Raw genomic sequence first — 17,776 nt, 5'->3', positions numbered from 1 at the left:
ACGATGGACTACGCTGAAATCGTCTCAGCACCGCCCATATAAGGACGCAATACTTCAGGAATAGTGATGCTGCCATCGGCGTTTTGATGGTTTTCCATAATGGCCAATAACGTCCGTCCTACTGCTAACCCAGAACCATTGAGAGTATGCGCTAAAGTGGTCTTTTTACCGTCTTTAACACGGGTTCCCATCCGGCGGGCTTGGAAGTCACCGCAGTTTGAGCAGCTTGAAATCTCACGGTACGTCTCTTGACTCGGTAACCAAACTTCGATGTCATAAGTGCGTAGCGCACTAAAGCCCATATCACCGGTACATAGCTTGACGACGCGATAAGGCAACCCTAATTGCTGCAAGATATATTCAGCCTGCCCTGTCATTTGCTCAAGTAGCTCATCAGACTGTTCAGGTGTCGCAATATTGACCATTTCTACTTTTTCAAACTGATGCTGGCGAATAAGCCCACGGGTATCACGGCCATGCGAGCCGGCCTCACTTCTAAAGCACGGAGTATGAGCCGTAAACTTAAAGGGTAATTCACTCGCTTCTAATCGCTCGCCGCGCACTATATTGGTCATGGGTACTTCAGCGGTCGGGATAAGATAAAAACCCATATCGTCATTATTAGTATGGTTGGTCAATTTGAACAAATCTTCTTCAAATTTCGGCAGCTGTCCTGTACCTTGTAGGCTGTCTGAGTTGACGATATAAGGCACATAGCATTCGGTATAGCCATATTTCACGGTGTGCGTGTTTAACATAAACTGAATGAGCGCACGGTGTAATTGAGCGAGTTGACCTGTTAAGACGCTAAAGCGACTTCCCGTAATCTTGGCAGCTGTCTCAAAATCAAGTTGACCCAACCCTTCACCAATATCGGTATGGTCTTTAATGTCAAAATCAAATTGACGTGGACTGCCCCACTTGCGTACTTCAACATTATCCTCTTCAGATTCACCAACTGGGACGTCGTCAGCGGGAATATTCGGAATTTGTAAAGCTGCGGTATTAATCTTATCTTGTAGCGCTTTTAGGTCTTCCTCAGCCTGCTTCATATCGCTGCTAATCGTCTGCATTTTGGCTAATAGCTCAGTGGCATCCTCGCCATTTTTCTTAAGCTGTCCGACTTGTTTAGCGCCCGCATTCTTTTGAGCTTGCAGATCCTCAGTCTTAATCTGTAACGATTTACGCTGCGATTCAATCTCTTCCCAAAAGTCCACATCTAACTCGTAGCCTCGTGTGGCAAGCTTTTGCTTCAATTGTGTTAAATCTTGACGTAGTAACTTAGGATCTATCATGCAGCACCTTTATAGAATGACTTAGTTTTAGAATAGATTGATTTGTTTTAAATAAGTTCGTTTCTTTGATTTATGCAAAATGGTTATTTTATTTGAAATGGTTGTTTTATTCGTAATCGTTAGTTATCGGTTTTGCGCGTAACTTAAGATAAATGAGCAATTTTACAATTCGCCTATGATAACAAGACCAAGCATTTTTGACCATGTAAAAACGTCAATAAACAGTCAATTTATTTATAACATCTAATCTAAGCCTTTTATCTTCTAAACTTGCTGGGTAAACGTTTCAATTAGCCTCACTTTTCGGTAAGATAGCCTTATAATGGTGACACTAAAAATGTGACTCTACGTTGTGTCATCAAAACTTTTTTATTTAATTTATTTAATAATCTATTCTACTCGAGTAATTATATGGCTCTCTATCCTTATACCCTTCAACCTGTTGAAATCAATCTTACTGAAGAAGAATTTCACCAAGCACAATTCGAATTATTTGAACAAACAAACCCTTCATTTGGCTTAAAGAATATTAAGGTTAAAGAATGGGTTATTATGGGCGTTGTGGTGATTGCCGCTATTGTTGGATTGGTATATGTCACGGGTTATTCTACTTTTATTTTCTATTTGATGTTGTTTTTGGTGGTGGCTTATCTTTTGGTTCGCACCGTAGGTATGAAGTGGTATGTCAAAAGAGAATTTGAAAAGCAAATGGCCGAACAAGAAATGCCTGAAGAGATGAAACAGCTGAAGCTTGGCGTGCAAAAACATGGGCTAATTATGGCCATGCCAGCACCAAATGCTGGCTTACAACCAAATACGTCTAAAGCAATGCGCGGTATGCAGATGCGCGCTGCTAATACTCAGCAGGCGGTTATTCCATGGACGTCAGTAAAAAGCTGGGATGAGACCGATGACTATATCTTTATGCTATTTGAAATGAAGGGCCAGCAAGGCAGTCAAATCATACCTAAACGTTTGCAGGCCAATAGATTTCCTGTTGATACCGTTCGCACTCATCTGCAAGAGGTGGTGCCTATTCGCGGGTTACAACCAGAAACACTCGGGCGTTCATAACTTTAATTTAACCTTCATAACTTTAATTTAACCTTAATAAGTACATAAGGACTTAATGAAAAATTAGAGAACAAATGTTTATTTACTATTTGTAAACGTGTCTTAACCCTACCTATTATTTTGGGTATGATGGCTATTCTATTGTAGGCATCGATAACAATGTATGCTTAAAAATGCTCTTTATTCAAATGCTTACGATCAAATGGTTACGATGATGATGTTTATAAGTAAGCGTATATTAGCTAAGTATGAATTGGCTAAACGTTATCAAGTGATTTACCGTTGTTTTAGCTATATATGAACTTTCATTGTTAATGGTAATAAACTATCTTAAGTTTAATTTAACTTATCATAATAATTAAAACGATTTGTTTAACTTATACAATGCATTTTGTTACTATAATAACCGTCGATAGGTTATGAACTCATGACCTTTACTATTTAAATTTTATTTCACTTATAAAAACTCACTAACTTACAAGGAAAATAATTATGACTACCAATCAAATCGGTTTAGAAAAAAAAGACATGACTGCGGTTATTGACAAGCTTAACGGCTTATTGTCAAGCTATCATATTTTTTATATTAATGTACGTGGCTATCACTGGAATGTAAAAGGTGAGCACTTCTTCTCATTACACGAGAAATTTGAAGAATTATACACTAGCTTACAAGTTCAGATTGATGAAATAGCGGAACGTGTTTTAACACTTGGCGGCACACCATTACATGCCTACAGTGACTTTGCTCAGAACAGTAGTATCAAAGAAGACAAAGGTGTCTTCAATGGTAAAGAGTGTGTCAAAGGTGTAGTATCTGGTCTTCAGGCCCTTATCGAAGAACAACGTCAAGTGTCTGCAATCGCTGAAGAAGCTGAAGATCAAGGTTCTGCTGATTTAGTAGATGAGTATGTCCAAGAACAAGAAAAACTTATTTGGATGTACAATGCATTCTTAGGTTAATTAATTGATCTATAGGCTTAAATAAGCGTACATAAAGGCCCCTTAATCAGAAGGTTAAGGGGCCTTTTATTGTCATTAAATTCATCCAGTAATTACATCAGGATAAAGTAAGCCCAAACTGCCACTATTATAGAGGCAATAATATTTAGAACGATGCCAACCCGTACCATTTCGGACTGTTTGATTAAACCCGTACCAAATACAATCGCATTTGGCGGTGTGGCAACGGGTAGCATAAAGGCACAGGATGCACCAATACCGATAATCAAAACCAGCACTTCTGTTGGAATACCCATCTGCTCAGCAATGGCTACAAATATAGGCACCAATAATGCCGCAGAAGCGGTATTTGACGCAAATTCGGTTAGAAATATAATAAACAATGCCATAGCTAATAAAATTAAGAATAATGGCGCTGTCGCCAAGGCATGAGCCACAGTTTCACCCATTACAACGGATGCTCCTGATATTTTTAATATATTTGACAGAGCAATACCACCCCCAAACAACATTAACACGCCCCAATCGGTGTTATCAGAGACTTGTTTCCACGAAACTAATCCTAAGCTAACGACCGCTATTGCTGCACTTAAAGCAATAATGGTATCTGTTTTAGATATCCCGAACGTATCGCCTATTTTTTTACTAAACAACCAAGCCAATACCGTTAAAACGAAGATAAGAATGGTCAATACTCTTGGCTTAGTCCAAGGAATAGCAGGGGCTGCAACAGATTTAAAATCAATGTGAAGATTCGGCTTCAGAACAAAATACATCGCACCAATTAAGGTCGGTAGTAAGACTAACACCATCGGAATACCAAACTTCATCCAATCGATGTTAGCGATACCTAACGCTTCGGCAGCGATACCATTGGGTGGTGATCCCGTTATGGTACCTAAACCACCGATACTGGCTGAGAAAGCGATGCCCAATAAGACGAACACAAAGGTACCACGATCCTTTTCTCTATCGACTTGAGTTAACATACCGATGGCCAATGGCAGCATCATTGCAGCGGTTGCCGTATTAGATATCCACATGGATAAAAAAGCAGTGGCGACAAATAGCAACATGACCGCATTAAAAAGTCGCCCTCCGGATAAGGCAATTATTTTAAGTGCTATTTTGGCATCAAGCTTTTGTACGTGAAGTGCAGCAGCTAGTGCAAAACCACCAAAGAACAGATATATTAAGGGGTTTGAGAAACTTGATAGCGCTGCTGTCGTATCAAAATCTGGTATGCCAATAATCACACCGATGACCACCACTAATATCGCGGTAATGGTGACATGTAAGGCCTCAGTAAGCCATAGTGCACCAATGAATACCAATAATGCCAGTCCTTTATTGACATTGATATCAAATGGTAAAATTGAGAATAGTATGATACTGACCACCGCTGCAATCGCAGTGATAATCAATCCCTTGAAGGTTCCCTTTGGAAACGTATCTGTAAAAAGATATTCGTTGCCATCATTTGGTAAGTGGCTATCTAAATTTTCCACTGGGACTTTATTAGGCGTTGGGTTCATATTTGAGTCTGACATAGAACGTCCTTTTTAGCTAAGTTGACCCACTAACATTCAAATAAACTATAATGGTGAGACATCTGATTAAGATAAAAAATTAAACTAAAAGTGAATACGTAGTGTTTAATATATGCTACTTTATTAGCAATCTATCTTAATTGTATCCTTATATTACAAAATGTAAAAGCAAATTATTGAACGATTGATTTAAAACTGAGCTTATCATGTCAACTATTCATTCAAAGTCTTTAAAGACTAACTATCGTTTGCTGTCGCCGACATTGGCAATATTACCTTTGTCACTGTCGGTAATACCTTGGGCAATATTATGTGGCACCTTAAGCATTGAGGCTGGATTAACCAGTTTTGAAGCGCAACTGATGTCATTGATCGTGTTTGCTGGCGCGACTCAATTATCAGGGATTGCCATACTAGGTAGCATGGGAAGCTGGTTGGCATTATTTAACAGCACCACTATGATTAGTGTACGTCATGTATTGTATTCAGCAACTTATAAAGAAGAGATTACGCCTCTACCCTTTTATAAAAGAGTGCTCTTTGCATTTTTACTCACAGATGAGATGTTTGTGGTCGCTCAGGCGGAGCAACTTAAAACAGGGCGGTTTGATTATGCGTATGCAGTGATAGCGGGATTGGTGTTTTATGCGATTTGGAATATTGGAACCTTTGTGGGTATTTTGTCCGCTCATCTATTAGGTGATATTGAAAAACTTGGGTTTGACTTTGCAATAGCTGCGACCTTTATTGCGATGGTCGTTCCGATGATAAAAACGAGACCGATTGCTGTGGCAGTCATTGTCAGTGCCATCAGCGCTTATGTGTTTGAATTGATTAACATGAGTAATGGTCTAATGTTTTCTGCTCTCATGGGTATGGCGGTAGGTGGTTTTTTATCGGCTTTTGATGATAGGTCTACAGACGTCAACAACGATGACGCCAACACAAATTTAAAAACCAGCGAACAAGCTGATCTTAATACTAACGAAAAAGTAAATTTTAAAACCAGTGAAGAGGGTGATCACGCTAAACCGAGTAAGGAGCCAAAATCATGATAGCACCTTCTCGTTTTACCCTAGCGATTATCATGATGGCAGTCATCACCTTTAGCGTTCGCTATATATTCTTCACCACGTCATTTGAGATACGATTGCACCCAAAAGCAAGAAGGCTTTTGGTATTTACGGCGCCTTGTATTTTGACCGCTATGTTTATACCCATTATGTTTCAGGCGGGATTGGACGAGACATCGCATAGCCAATTGTTTAATAGTAGCTATTTTTGGGGCGGTCTTTTGGCTATTGTACTGAGTATGGTCGTACGCTATACCCTTTTGGTCATTATTGTCAGTCTGTTAGGCTTCTATATTATGCGCTATTATGGATTGGCATAATGGTTTTTCACTGTCATACTATGAGGGTTGATATCGTTCACCTTTGAACCTGTATTAAAGCCTATCATTGGCTATTTAGACTAACGTTAAATTTTCCTTCCTTAGGTTTATCAATACAGGTCTTAAATTTAATATCTATTTATGGATTCTTTTATGAAACACATTTTTTCCGCAACCGCTTTGGTAACAATGCTTGCTCTATCTGGATGTAGCACAACCGGTACGCCAAATAATTCAGACAATACTGTGGGTACCGCAACCAATGTTGGCATGAATATTTTTAAAGCAGCTGTCGATAATACCTGTCGCAATGAACTTGAAAAGCAAAACGCATGGCGTATTGCTCGTGTTGCTATGAACTCAGAACAAGAAGAAGCTGCTAAAACTAAAATTTGTGGCTGTGTCAGCGAAGAAGCCCCAAAACAAGTGACGGTGGTTGAGTTGACCAATGCAGCGATTGACCCTCAATATCGCTCGCAACTGGTGACTAAAGTCGTCGCTAAATCTCTTCAGACGTGTTATGCCAGCTTTACTAAATAAAGTTTTTTAAACGTCGTAACCTCTATAGGCGTTTGCAAAACTTTCACAATAAAAAGAGCCCGTTATTATGATTAACGGGCTCTTTTTATTTAAAAGTATATTGAATCGAAGGTTCTTATAAACTTAGAGAGAAAAGATAGTGCGGTTTAGCCCCGATTGTAGCGGTATCCTGCTAAGTTGAGCGAATGGCGTGGCTAGGTTTGGGGTGGCGACGCGAAGCAAGCGACGACCCAAACTGTAGCCAACGCCTCGCTCAAATTGGCAGATACAAGTGGAAAGCGGGATGGGCTATAACTATTAATACTGAAGCGTTAACCATTATTTGGTTATAGAAATGGCTTGAAGATAAGCTGAGTAATTTGTTGATTGATACGAGTTAAATCGTGGCGACACATACTGTGCTTTGCGAGTCATTTTCTGACAAATTTAAAGACATTGGCAGCGTTTGACGATTGGCTAAATTAAAAGGGGCTAATTGATCATGAAGTGTCACCACATCGCCCATAATCAATAACGCTGGCGTAGGTAGATTCGCTGTCGCCTGCTGAGCCGTGATACTTTCAAGCGTGCCGACTAAGGTTTGTTGAGTTGGCAGGCTGGCATGACTAATCAGCGCAAAGGGCGTTTTTGGATCACGGCCCGCTTGTATTAAGCCCTGCGTTAAACTCTCTAATCGATGCAATCCCATATATAACACAACCGTCTGTGTCGGATCGAGCATCTCAGCGAAGTCCTCATTCGGTGCATTGGTCTTTTTATAGGCGGTGACAAATTTAACCGATTGTGCGCAGTCGCGGTGGGTCAGCGGAATGCCAGTGCTACTGGCGGCAGCACTTGCAGCGGTAATACCCGGAATAGATTCAAAGCAAATCCCATGCTTAATGACTGTTTGTAGCTCTTCGCCACCACGACCAAATATAAAAGGATCACCGCCCTTTAGACGCACGACACATTTGCCAGCTTGGGCATGAGTGACTAACAGCTGATTAATATCTTGCTGAGGCAGGGCGTGATTATCTCGTCTTTTTCCAACAAATATTTTTTTTGCCTGTAATGAACACATGTCTAGGTTATCTTGCGACACTAAGCTATCGTACAGTACCACGTCTGCTTGCTGCATAACTCGATACGCCTTTAGGGTCAATAGCTCTGGATCACCCGATCCTGCACCAACTAAATACACTGCCCCTTTTTTAGCCTGTTTCTGTGGTGTCTTAGCATTGTAGCTCTGTAGCAAATTATTTGGGGTATAAGAAGATGAATTAGACGATGATGATATGTCTGATAAAGGGACTAAATGTGATAGTGCTGATAGAATTGAGTCGGTCATGCTGGGTGGCGCTCCTAGCGTATAACAAATAAACGGCTTAACACAGACGCTACAAGTTAATTCATATTGAGAAAATAAACATTTGAATCAAATTTTTCACATTTGAGCGTCATTTCAGTGTCAGTACTTTATAAGCTGCAATTGATATGCCAACCGCTCATAACATCCTTCAAATCTATTAAGGCTACGCATATTCTTTAATAAGCTCATTGATTTGACCCACACATGAGCCGCAATTGGTACCTGCTTGACATAATTTGCCAAGAGTAATTGCATCTGTCGCCTTATCACTTTTTATGGTATTAATAATGATATTTTCCCCGACTCCCATACACGCGCAGACGATAGGGCCGGGATCAACATAACCACTTGCCGGACGACCAGCCAGCAACCACTTCGTTGAAGGTACAGTACTCATATCGACAAAGCACTCGTTTAGCCAATGCGTGCTCGGAAGCTGGTCATACTCTGGCGCGATATATACCGCTAGCATTAATTGCGGTTGGTCAAGAAAGCTGTGTTTGCTATGCTGATTGGCCTCATCAATAACCACCATACGAAATTGTTTGGCCCTTTTATTTTCTATAAAACTGATATTTTCTATAAAACTAGCGTTAGCAATCAAGCCGTTATTACCAATTGAGCTATTCTCTAAGTCAGAAGATTCACCGTTTGTTAATTCTTCAACTGAGGCGACAATCTGTTGCCAAAATGGTGAGGTTAACCAAGAAGCGCTCATATCAGGCTTTGAGGTGGCGATATTAATTAAGATGCTGTCCTGTTGACGACTCAGGCTCCAGACTATATTGGGTAATTCCGTTGAAGACACACCCTGCTCACTAAAGTTCATCGAAGCTGATAAAACGCGTAATTGCACCAAAACGGCGTCTAACCAATCTGGATGCACCAGTAAACGCCCCACGGTTTGCATCGCTATCGGGTTAACGGTAATAGCAGAGTTCTTAAGCTCAGGCTGCGATGAGATAGGGTCAACTTTAGTCGGTATCAATACGCCTACTCTTGCAAGATTGGCAAATGCATTGCTCCAATGCATCGGCATAAAGGCATCGCCGACTCGCATCTCATCACTGGTTTCAACTTGCGCAATAGCAACACTGGAAGCATTCGATTCAGTTGACGGCTGTTTCTCATACTCAAAAGGAGACTCAGGAGAAATGGACACAAACTGTTGATCAACGACGCCTAGAGTTTCTGCGTCCTTAGGATGTAGAGTTATGGTTGGGATGGTTTGTTGTTGGTTAAGCTTTGGTGCCAGACCAGTGCGGGTCATGGTATGCCATTGATCGCGTAGTCTACCGGTAATCAGACGTAAATTGATGGCATTATTAGCTGACATATTCGAAGACGTAGTTAACTCGTCTATATCTTTGCGGATCTGAGTGCTATTAATGGTCTGTGCTTGAGCTTTGACTTCGGTAGGGTTCAGTCTGTCCTGTTTAGGGGTAAATCTATTGATTGCCCCTGCTTCTTCAGGTGGTTTGATAGTAATAAATCGAGGGGTATCATGCTTAAACTGTTCAGCTAACACATCAATACGCGCACCACCCCATTGAAAAGGCAACATCGTATCATATTGGTTTTCGGGTAAAACATTGCTCTCTTTATTTAAAAAACTGCTCTCGTTATTGACTTTAAGTTTAGATGACAGCTCTGACAATAGATCCAACTGTCTGGGATAGTTATCTTGTTGATAGCTAGTTAATGCCGCATGTTCACTAAATATCTCACTAGGTTTCTGGTAGTCAAACCCTGCATATCCCATGCGTTTGGCAACTTGAGAGAGTATCCACCAATCAGGCTTAGACTCTCCGGCAGCAGGCAGCAATGTGCGCTGACGAGATATGAGACGTTCAGAATTAGTCACTGTTCCTGACTTCTCGCCCCAGCCTTGCGCCGGCAATACGATATCGGCACACTTAATGGTATCACTGTCTTTTGAGCATTCAGATACAATGACTAGCTCACACTCCGCAAGCGCCCGACGAAATTTATCCGCTTCAGGTAAGCTGACCACTGGATTGGTTGCCATAATCCAAATGGCTTTGATACGTCCATCTAATATGGCATCAGCAGCATCGCAGGCATTAACGCCTACATTCGGTGCGATAGCTTGAGGGGCTTGCCAAAAGTCGGCTACGGCTTGACGGTGATCCGCATTTTCAAGCTCAAGATGTCCTGCCAATAGATTGGCTAAAGCGCCTACCTCTCGCCCGCCCATTGCATTAGGCTGACCGGTTAATGAAAAAGGACTGGCGCCCTCTTTTCCCACCCGTCCTGTGAGCAAATGCGTATTAATAATCGCATTAACTTTGTCGGTGCCTGAGCTTGACTGATTGACCCCCATGCTAAAGGCCGTCACCGTTTTGGGATGATTTGCAAACAGGGTATAAAACTGTTCAATCGTGTCAGCATCAAGCTGAGTGGCCTTGGCAACTGACTCAATATCCCATGACCTTGCGGAGGCCAATGCCTCATTCAAGCCCAAACACTGCTGTGCATAGGCAGCATCTTGATATCCAGTTGTCTCTAGATAATTGAGTAGACCATTAAACAGATGCGTGTCTGTACCCGGTGCTAAAGGCAGGTGTAAGTCAGCAAACTCACACGAATCTGTACGTCGGGGATCAATGACAATCAACTTCTTATGAGGGTTGTCTTGTTTTGCTTTTAAAAAGCGACCAAACAATATCGGATGACACCACGCCATGTTTGAACCGACTAATACTAATAGGTCACAGCTTTCAAAATCGGTATAGCTACCGGGCACTAAGTCTGCGCCAAAAGCTCGTTTATGCCCAGCTACCGCTGACGACATACATAACCGCGAGTTGGAATCGATATTGTTATTGCCAATAAAGCCTTTAATAAATTTATTCGCAACGTAATAATCTTCAGTTAATAGTTGGCCTGACACATATAGCATCACACTATCTCGGCCATGTTGCTCAATCGTTTTTGATAAGCGATCGGCAATATCATCAAGAATAGGATCCCAATCAGAAGGTTGGATTTCTTTGCTTAGGCTATTTTCTTGAGTCGTCATTAAGAGCTCATTTAAAGGCTCATCTGACTGTCCATTCAAACGCCCACCCAATGGCTCATTTAATAAATCAGTAGCGGCAGCAAGCGACTGCATACTTAATTTTTTATTTTGGTAATAAGGCGTCAGGAGTCGTCGTTCAGTACCTAAAGTTTGAGCTAGATTACTCCCCTTTGAACACAGCTTACCGTAATTGGCGGGATGATCAGGATCACCCTCAACACTCACCTCGCCATTTACAGTATCGATAGTCGCTAATACGCCACAGCCAACGCCGCAGTATGGGCACGTGGTTTTCACTTTTTTCAACTTATCCGTCTTATCATTTCTTGTCTTTTCGTTTCTTGTTTTTACATTTATTGTTTTTGTGCTGCTTGGCTCCGCGCTTGTTGAATGAGCACTTAAAGATGGATTATCTTCATTGATAAGCTTTATGGGAATTAAACTGGCTGGATTGTGTTGGCTGGTATTAATAGTATTCTCGCTAAGGTTGGTGCTCTCATTATTAACTAGTATAGAGATATGCTTCGGACTGGTGGTATAGATGTGTCGATTGTTATTTAAATCATCAATAGTATCGCTATGGGTAGTGTTACTCATACCTATGCAGGCTCCCGTGCAGCTTGACTGCTTGAAGCGTCAGTTTTGGTTGTGGCCTTACTGTTTAAATTATTATCTTCTTGGTTTACTACTGAATTATCATTCATGCTTTCTGTTAACGGCTCACCCGTGGACTCATCTAACATAGGTTGGCAATAAGCGGCGCCGTATATTAATGAGTCTTTAAAACTGGATATGTCCGTTTTATCATTAATTAACTGGCTGTAAAAATTTCCATCACTGGTTTCTCCATAAAGCACCGCCCCTATCAACACATTTTCTTTAATGTACAAACAATGATAATGATTTTGCGCTAAGTCCCGATAGATAACACGCTCAATCTCTTTAATCTCATCATCTGCAAATTCAATGTGTCCTGCTGAGAATACGGCTATACCCGACACTTTTAGCTTTAAAGATAATGGCACACTGACAAACGGTTGCCACTTTTTTTGATTATATGGATAACATATGACGCTAATAAGCGTATCGACATGTTGATTGACCGAGGACACCATGCCAAAGAGTTCTTCATTAATTTCAACACACTCACCAATGGCATAAACATTGTCGCAGTTGGTCTGCATATACTCATCAACCACTATGCCCCGATTGACCAAAATCCCACTGTCTTTGGCGAGCTTAGTATTAGGAATAATACCCACTGCCATCACAATAAAGTCAGCCGGTAAGGTTCGACCATCTTTTAGGCTTAACCCTGTAACTTCTCCGACATCATTTTTTTCAATAGTCGTAGACATCGCTGACACTTCTAGTCCGACGTTACGTAAGGTAAGTTCATTTTGTAGCATTAAGGCAGCGGGCTGATCCAACTGTCGATTTAAGACATAACTATCCACATGAACAACGCTCATACGCGCACCTTGAGATGCCAAGGCACAGGCCGCCTCCAACCCCAACACACCACCGCCAATCACCAAACCCGTTTTGCCCTGTTTGGCAAAGTCACTTAACACAGCGACATCACTTGCATCCCGAAACACATGCACCCCTTTGGCGTCATGGTTAGGAAAGGGAATCACGCGAGCAGTAGAGCCGGTGGCAATAACAAGCGTGTCATAACTCAAAATATCCTTATTATTCAAAGTTAACTGCTGGCTAGCAGTGTCTATAGTATCCACACAAACGCCCGCTAATACCTTGATTCCTAAACGCTCGTATTCGCTATTGTCATACAAATAAGTGTCTTCAAATAAGGTCTCTCCTGCCAGCACTGGAGATAACATAATACGGTTATAACCTACTTGAGGCTCTTTACTAATCAAGGTAATCTCCGGGTTTACCCCTTTACACTCCTGCCATAAAGTTGCCAGCTTAATGGCCAAACGACTGCCTGCCATACCCGCCCCTACTATCACAATACCGCTTGGGATAGCTTTATCATTGGGTGCGTTATTAGGGAATTGCGAATTTGAGCTAGTAGTTACTGGAGCTGGCATGGGAAGACCTTAGCCATTGTGGTGGCAATGTGTGCAGACATAAAATTGGCGATTGAAATTACAATTAAAAAAATGGTTATGAAAAGTGCGAATTAACAAAGCTTCGGTTAGAAAAACGTTCGCTAATTAAAATTTGTGATTTTAATAAGTACAGTTAGCAATATTAATGAGTTCCTAAAACCTTAAATAATAAAAAAACAATAATGACACTTTGTATCAAGCAAATGCCATGCCATACCAATAAGGGATGACGTTTGATCAACGGTTCAGGATCATTTACTGAGGCCATATTATCTGGATTGAACTCTTGCAGAAACTCACCGATTGCTTGGTAACGAACATTGGTATTACGGTGCATAGCTCGCAATAGCGCTTGCTGGCTAGAAAACGGTACGTTTTGCTTACGTAGTAATTCTGTAGGCACTTTGAGCGCACTGGTTGGCGACATAAGCTGTTGTGAGGTAAACGGCAACTCGGCCGTTAATAACTCAAAGCCGATAACCGCTATGGAAAATAAATCTGAATGTACCCCTTTTGGTGCATCCGTGTGGTATTCAGGTGCAGCGTAATGCAAATCGCCTACCGGCGGACGGGTACTGTCTTTTAAAATTGAAGAGCTTACCGAGCCAAAGTCGATCAACTTGACCGCTCCGCTTTTGGTCAACAATATATTTTCCGGTTTTAAATCTTGGTGCAATAAATAGTTTCGGTGCATCACCCGAACTGCCATGCCAATCTTCGTTAATAAGTCATGAGTTTGCCAAATATCACAAGGCGCATTGCGCTCTATAAACATTCTCAGACTCTCGCCTTCAACGTATTCGGTCAAGTGATATAAATATAAGGTACTTGCTGGAACGGGATAATAGCGAAGTAACCCTGAGTCACTGAACGTTGAGTTTGACTGCTGACCCTCCTTTGTCTCTTTGGTGTGCACATTATTAATAACAGGGCTATTAGGGTCTATTTGGTTATAAGAAGACTCCCCTGCTCGGCGATTTTTGGATAAGCTTAGTCCAATCTTACGTTCTTTTAAGAAGTCACGAATGTAGTTTCCATCGTCAACCGTATTAATACTGGGCGACTTAAGCACATATTCATGCCCCTCCCTGTCCACAACTAAATAGACTTCACTGCGAGCGGTACGAGCGATAATTTTAGTGACTGTGAACCCGTCAATCGACTCACCTATCTCAAAACCGCTCGGTAACTTAAAGCTAGAGGTTTGCGGAGGTGGTTCTATTTGCAGAGGCGTTGCTATTTGAGTTGGCGGTGGTATGTAAGCACTTTCGTCAATGCTATTTTTAGGACTTCTCTGATGCGTACTGTTATTGCCCACACTATCCTCCAACGTCCTGTTAGCAGCCACTGTATTTTTAGCATCAGTAGCCAATGGGTTATTTAGCGGTTGATTCTTCGGGTTTACCATCAAAGGATAAGTGGCGGCTGGGGTGAGCATACCTAGCATGATCATACTCAGATTATCATTACTGCCCTCTTTTAACGCATGCTCACACAATCGTCGACTTAATTGCCAATGCTGAATATAGTGATCAAATGAATCGGCGCTAAATTCAAACTCGCCATTAGTTAATGTCGTTTCTAAACTCGTAAGCGACTGACTGACTTCATACTGCAGCTCCGATGACTCGATAAACTCGTAGACCCCATCCGTCATGATGGCGAGATATTCATTTTGATGTAAAGTAAACACATCTTGTTGTAAATGCACCGTCGTATCGGCACCCAAAGCTGCCGATAAAGCCCCTTTATCTTGACCTTTGTGAATACGATGGTCATGGCTCAATATAGTTAATTCATTGACACCCAGTCGATATATTCGAGAGTCACCTGTGTGAAATAGATGTATACGGTCATTGATACACAGCAAACCCGACAAGGTTGACAACAAGGGTGGCACGCGTTGATAGACCTGTGAGAAATACATCGCGTCATTGGCGTTATTGACGGCCTGCTTCAGCATTATTGCGACATACTCATCATTTAATAATCCGGTTCCACTTTGTACAGAACTGGTCGAATGATTAGTTTGCTCAATGATATCAGGTAGCTGATTGACCACGGTTTCTGCAACTGTTTGTACCGCTAGTCTACTGGCCTGCTTTGGAAATTGGCAGGCGCTCACGCCATCTGATAACAGTACTAAAAGAGGTGCTGGACCTTGCCAATCTTCATTCATCACACAATTGGTAATCAGCATACTGTCCTGATTCTCAGACTTACGTCCTGCCATTGACCAAAAATCAAGCCACCAACTTGCCTGCGAAGCAAATTGGTGGCTTGTTGTATTGTTAGACTGGTTTTCCGTCTTATGACGCTGATCAGGACGACTGTTCCTACTATTCAACTGTTACTCCTTGGGCGTGTCCTGAGGCGTAATAACCCTTAAACTTCTATACATGAAACTCTATAAATGAAACGTCGATAAGTTAACTTTCGATAAGTTAAAGAAACGTTTTTTGAATGGATTAATGGCTCACTTTAATTTCAGCAAATGATCCATCTGGCATTTCTTCTAGAATGACGCCAGATGGCTCTTTTAGTAAGAATAACGCTATAAAACCAACGACTGCCGTGGCAGCAATGACCATAAAGAAAATCTGATAAGACACCAAACTTAACACGGTAAGATACACTACTGAGCCCACGTTACCATAGGCGCCTGCCATACCCGCGAACTGACCTGTCATACTGCGCTTAATAAGGGGAATGACGGCGAATACGGCACCCTCACCCGCTTGTACGAAGAATGAACAAAACATGGTAATTAATAACGCTAAAGCTATAGGCCAGGTAGAGTCAACCATGCCCATTAAGAAATACCCAATCGCAAGACCTGCGGTTAAGATAAGGAGCGTGCTTTTACGTCCAAATCGATCACTTAACCAACCGCCACCTGGGCGTGACATTAAGTTCATAAAGGCATACGACGAGGCCAATAAACCTGCGGCAACCACAGATACTTCAAAGGTCTCTAGATAGAATAACGGTAGCATTGATACTACTGCTAACTCAGAACCAAACGTTGCGAAGTACAAAATATTTAGTACACCCACTTGTTTAAAGTCATAACGCTGAGCTTCGGGAACTGGGGTGGTAAATACTTCTTTATTGAAACGATAGCTACTGATAAACTCGTAGACATACAATAATGCTAATACCAAATAGATAATATTAACCCAAAACTGACTTAATAAACTAACACCTGCTGGCGAGAGTTTCCATGCCAGTAGAGCTAACGCTAAATACATCGGCACTTTAAAGATCATCATTAACCAAAAGTCACCTGACGAGGTTACGGTCATGGCGCCATGTTTCTTAGGTTTAAAATAAGTATGCCCTTTAGGGGTATCACGTACTTTGGCATAGAATAAAATACTATATAATGCCATGACGACACCAGAGGTCGCACAAGCATATCGCCAACCTTCGTCTCCACCGAACCAAGCAGCAAAGCCAATCGCCAAGGTAGGCAGTATCATAGCAGCTGCAGCTGATCCAAAGTTACCCCAACCACCATAAATACCTTCTGCGGTACCCAACTCATTCGCTGGGAACCAATCACTCATTAAGCGAATACCCACCACAAAGCCTGCTCCAACGAAACCTAAAACGAAACGTGATAAGGCTAGTGTCGTATAGTCCTGTGCGAATGCGAAGGTAAAACAAGGTATGGCACCCAGCGCTAAAATGCAGGTATAAACAATTCGAGGTCCGAACCTATCCGTTAGCATGCCGATGATGACACGTGCCGGAATGGTTAATGCGACATTTAAGATTAACAACGTTTTAACTTGTTGCGGGGTTAGATTTAAGGTTTCACCAATAGCAGATAGAAAGGGGGCGTGGTTAAACCAGACAAAGAAGGTTAAGAAAAATGCCATCCAACCTAAATGCAGAATTTTATTTTTTCCAGCAAAAGATAAGATATTTAGTTTACCCTTGGAAGGGGGGACGGGAGTGGCTGAAGACATATTTGATTTCCTTATTTAGGATGGGTAGCTTGCAATAACACAGTTATTCAAATGCATATTGTCAAGCTCGTTATTAAACTTATTGTTAAAACCCGTTATTAAGCTAGCTATTAAATTTTTACTGAATTAAGTTAACGTTTAACATCGTGTAATTATCATATGTCTTAATTAACTACATAGTTTTATATTGATTTAGAGGCTATTTAGTAAACGGTCCAATTATCCATGTCGTTGCAATCCCCATGCCATCCATCCATAAATCTGTTTAAATTATGATTAAATATAATTTAAGCTTTCTTAATATGAATTAACACCTTGATAGATATCAAAAATAACGTTCGAATAATACAAAAGAATAAACCATAAATAGTGAGTGACATAAAAAATGAGTTGATCGGAAGGTTATAAAAATGCAAAGAGAACTGATAAAGGAGTCAGCTCCTTCTGAGATAAGATATCAATTTCATTTAAAGTTTATTTAGCTGTATTGCTTAAGAGTGGCACGATTATTGAAT

The 17,776-nt window shown here is 41.3% G+C and carries 13 protein-coding genes; 6 read left to right on the top strand and 7 right to left on the bottom strand.

Going from position 1 to position 17,776, the window contains the following annotated elements; genetic code table 11:
- Nucleotides 1-8: 8 nt before the first annotated feature.
- The gene (gene serS / locus AC2SLT_RS04965) at nt 9-1,295 is read right to left on the bottom strand and encodes a serine--tRNA ligase (protein WP_486546523.1); all 1,287 of its coding nucleotides are present in this window, start codon (nt 1,293-1,295) and stop codon (nt 9-11) included.
- Nucleotides 1,296-1,706: 411 nt separating this feature from the next.
- Between serS and AC2SLT_RS04960 the strand changes: the two genes are divergently transcribed.
- Nucleotides 1,707-2,369: a YcxB family protein gene (locus AC2SLT_RS04960; protein ID WP_486546522.1), complete on the top strand. Its 663-nt coding sequence runs from the start codon at nt 1,707-1,709 to the stop codon at nt 2,367-2,369.
- Between the two features lie 492 nt (nt 2,370-2,861).
- Nucleotides 2,862-3,332 carry a Dps family protein gene (locus AC2SLT_RS04955; protein WP_486546521.1) on the top strand — a complete coding sequence of 157 codons (471 nt, stop codon included), beginning with the start codon at nt 2,862-2,864 and terminating at the stop codon, nt 3,330-3,332.
- 92 nt (nt 3,333-3,424) lie between these two features.
- Here AC2SLT_RS04955 and AC2SLT_RS04950 read toward each other — a convergent pair whose 3' ends face one another.
- Nucleotides 3,425-4,882: an SLC13 family permease gene (locus AC2SLT_RS04950; protein WP_486546520.1), complete on the bottom strand. Its 1,458-nt coding sequence runs from the start codon at nt 4,880-4,882 to the stop codon at nt 3,425-3,427.
- Between the two features lie 206 nt (nt 4,883-5,088).
- Here AC2SLT_RS04950 and AC2SLT_RS04945 point away from each other — a divergent pair, with 206 nt between their 5' ends.
- The 4 genes from AC2SLT_RS04945 to AC2SLT_RS04930 all read left to right on the top strand — a co-directional run bounded on the left by AC2SLT_RS04945 (nt 5,089) and on the right by AC2SLT_RS04930 (nt 7,147).
- Complete coding sequence (locus AC2SLT_RS04945) at nt 5,089-5,937, top strand: AzlC family ABC transporter permease (RefSeq protein WP_486546519.1); 849 nt, start codon at nt 5,089-5,091, stop codon at nt 5,935-5,937.
- On the top strand, nt 5,934-6,275 hold the full coding sequence (locus AC2SLT_RS04940) for an AzlD domain-containing protein (protein ID WP_486546518.1): 342 nt from the start codon (nt 5,934-5,936) through the stop codon (nt 6,273-6,275). Before AC2SLT_RS04945 ends, AC2SLT_RS04940 begins: the two co-directional genes overlap by 4 nt.
- A 153-nt stretch (nt 6,276-6,428) precedes the next feature.
- A complete protein-coding gene (locus AC2SLT_RS04935) occupies nt 6,429-6,815 on the top strand; it encodes a hypothetical protein (protein ID WP_486546517.1) in 387 nt (128 codons plus the stop codon).
- A gap of 185 nt (nt 6,816-7,000) precedes the next feature.
- Nucleotides 7,001-7,147, top strand: coding sequence for a hypothetical protein (locus AC2SLT_RS04930; RefSeq protein WP_486546516.1), 147 nt, complete (start codon nt 7,001-7,003; stop codon nt 7,145-7,147).
- Nucleotides 7,148-7,191: 44 nt separating this feature from the next.
- On the opposite strand, the gene cobA is transcribed toward AC2SLT_RS04930, so the two are convergent.
- From cobA to AC2SLT_RS04905, 5 genes are all read right to left on the bottom strand, one after another.
- The gene (gene cobA, locus AC2SLT_RS04925) at nt 7,192-8,145 is read right to left on the bottom strand and encodes a uroporphyrinogen-III C-methyltransferase (RefSeq protein ID WP_486546515.1); all 954 of its coding nucleotides are present in this window, start codon (nt 8,143-8,145) and stop codon (nt 7,192-7,194) included.
- Between the two features lie 184 nt (nt 8,146-8,329).
- Nucleotides 8,330-11,806, bottom strand: coding sequence for a molybdopterin-dependent oxidoreductase (locus AC2SLT_RS04920; RefSeq protein ID WP_486546514.1), 3,477 nt, complete (start codon nt 11,804-11,806; stop codon nt 8,330-8,332).
- Nucleotides 11,807-11,808: 2 nt separating this feature from the next.
- Nucleotides 11,809-13,266 (bottom strand): NAD(P)/FAD-dependent oxidoreductase, encoded by a 1,458-nt coding sequence (locus tag AC2SLT_RS04915; protein ID WP_486546513.1) that lies wholly within the window; start codon nt 13,264-13,266, stop codon nt 11,809-11,811.
- A 163-nt stretch (nt 13,267-13,429) separates the two neighbouring features.
- Nucleotides 13,430-15,520, bottom strand: a complete 2,091-nt coding sequence (locus AC2SLT_RS04910) for a bifunctional protein-serine/threonine kinase/phosphatase (RefSeq protein ID WP_486546593.1) — start codon at nt 15,518-15,520, stop codon at nt 13,430-13,432.
- Nucleotides 15,521-15,755: 235 nt separating this feature from the next.
- Nucleotides 15,756-17,261, bottom strand: a complete 1,506-nt coding sequence (locus AC2SLT_RS04905) for a NarK family nitrate/nitrite MFS transporter (protein WP_486546512.1) — start codon at nt 17,259-17,261, stop codon at nt 15,756-15,758.
- Nucleotides 17,262-17,776: the final 515 nt, after the last annotated feature.

The sequence above is a fragment of the Psychrobacter sp. CX18 genome (assembly GCF_057396215.1).
This window is presented reverse-complemented; position numbering and strand designations above follow the sequence as displayed.

Bases quoted from the DNA above. Each gene is read 5' to 3' on its own strand.
- serS (WP_486546523.1), bottom strand. From the start codon at position 1,295: ATGATAGATCCTAAGTTACTACGTCAAGATTTAACACAATTGAAGCAA.
- AC2SLT_RS04960 (WP_486546522.1), top strand. From the start codon at position 1,707: ATGGCTCTCTATCCTTATACCCTTCAACCTGTTGAAATCAATCTTACT.
- AC2SLT_RS04955 (WP_486546521.1), top strand. From the start codon at position 2,862: ATGACTACCAATCAAATCGGTTTAGAAAAAAAAGACATGACTGCGGTT.
- AC2SLT_RS04950 (WP_486546520.1), bottom strand. From the start codon at position 4,882: ATGTCAGACTCAAATATGAACCCAACGCCTAATAAAGTCCCAGTGGAA.
- AC2SLT_RS04945 (WP_486546519.1), top strand. From the start codon at position 5,089: ATGTCAACTATTCATTCAAAGTCTTTAAAGACTAACTATCGTTTGCTG.
- AC2SLT_RS04940 (WP_486546518.1), top strand. From the start codon at position 5,934: ATGATAGCACCTTCTCGTTTTACCCTAGCGATTATCATGATGGCAGTC.
- AC2SLT_RS04935 (WP_486546517.1), top strand. From the start codon at position 6,429: ATGAAACACATTTTTTCCGCAACCGCTTTGGTAACAATGCTTGCTCTA.
- AC2SLT_RS04930 (WP_486546516.1), top strand. From the start codon at position 7,001: ATGGCGTGGCTAGGTTTGGGGTGGCGACGCGAAGCAAGCGACGACCCA.
- cobA (WP_486546515.1), bottom strand. From the start codon at position 8,145: ATGACCGACTCAATTCTATCAGCACTATCACATTTAGTCCCTTTATCA.
- AC2SLT_RS04920 (WP_486546514.1), bottom strand. From the start codon at position 11,806: ATGAGTAACACTACCCATAGCGATACTATTGATGATTTAAATAACAAT.
- AC2SLT_RS04915 (WP_486546513.1), bottom strand. From the start codon at position 13,266: ATGCCAGCTCCAGTAACTACTAGCTCAAATTCGCAATTCCCTAATAAC.
- AC2SLT_RS04910 (WP_486546593.1), bottom strand. From the start codon at position 15,520: ATGGCAGGACGTAAGTCTGAGAATCAGGACAGTATGCTGATTACCAAT.
- AC2SLT_RS04905 (WP_486546512.1), bottom strand. From the start codon at position 17,261: ATGTCTTCAGCCACTCCCGTCCCCCCTTCCAAGGGTAAACTAAATATC.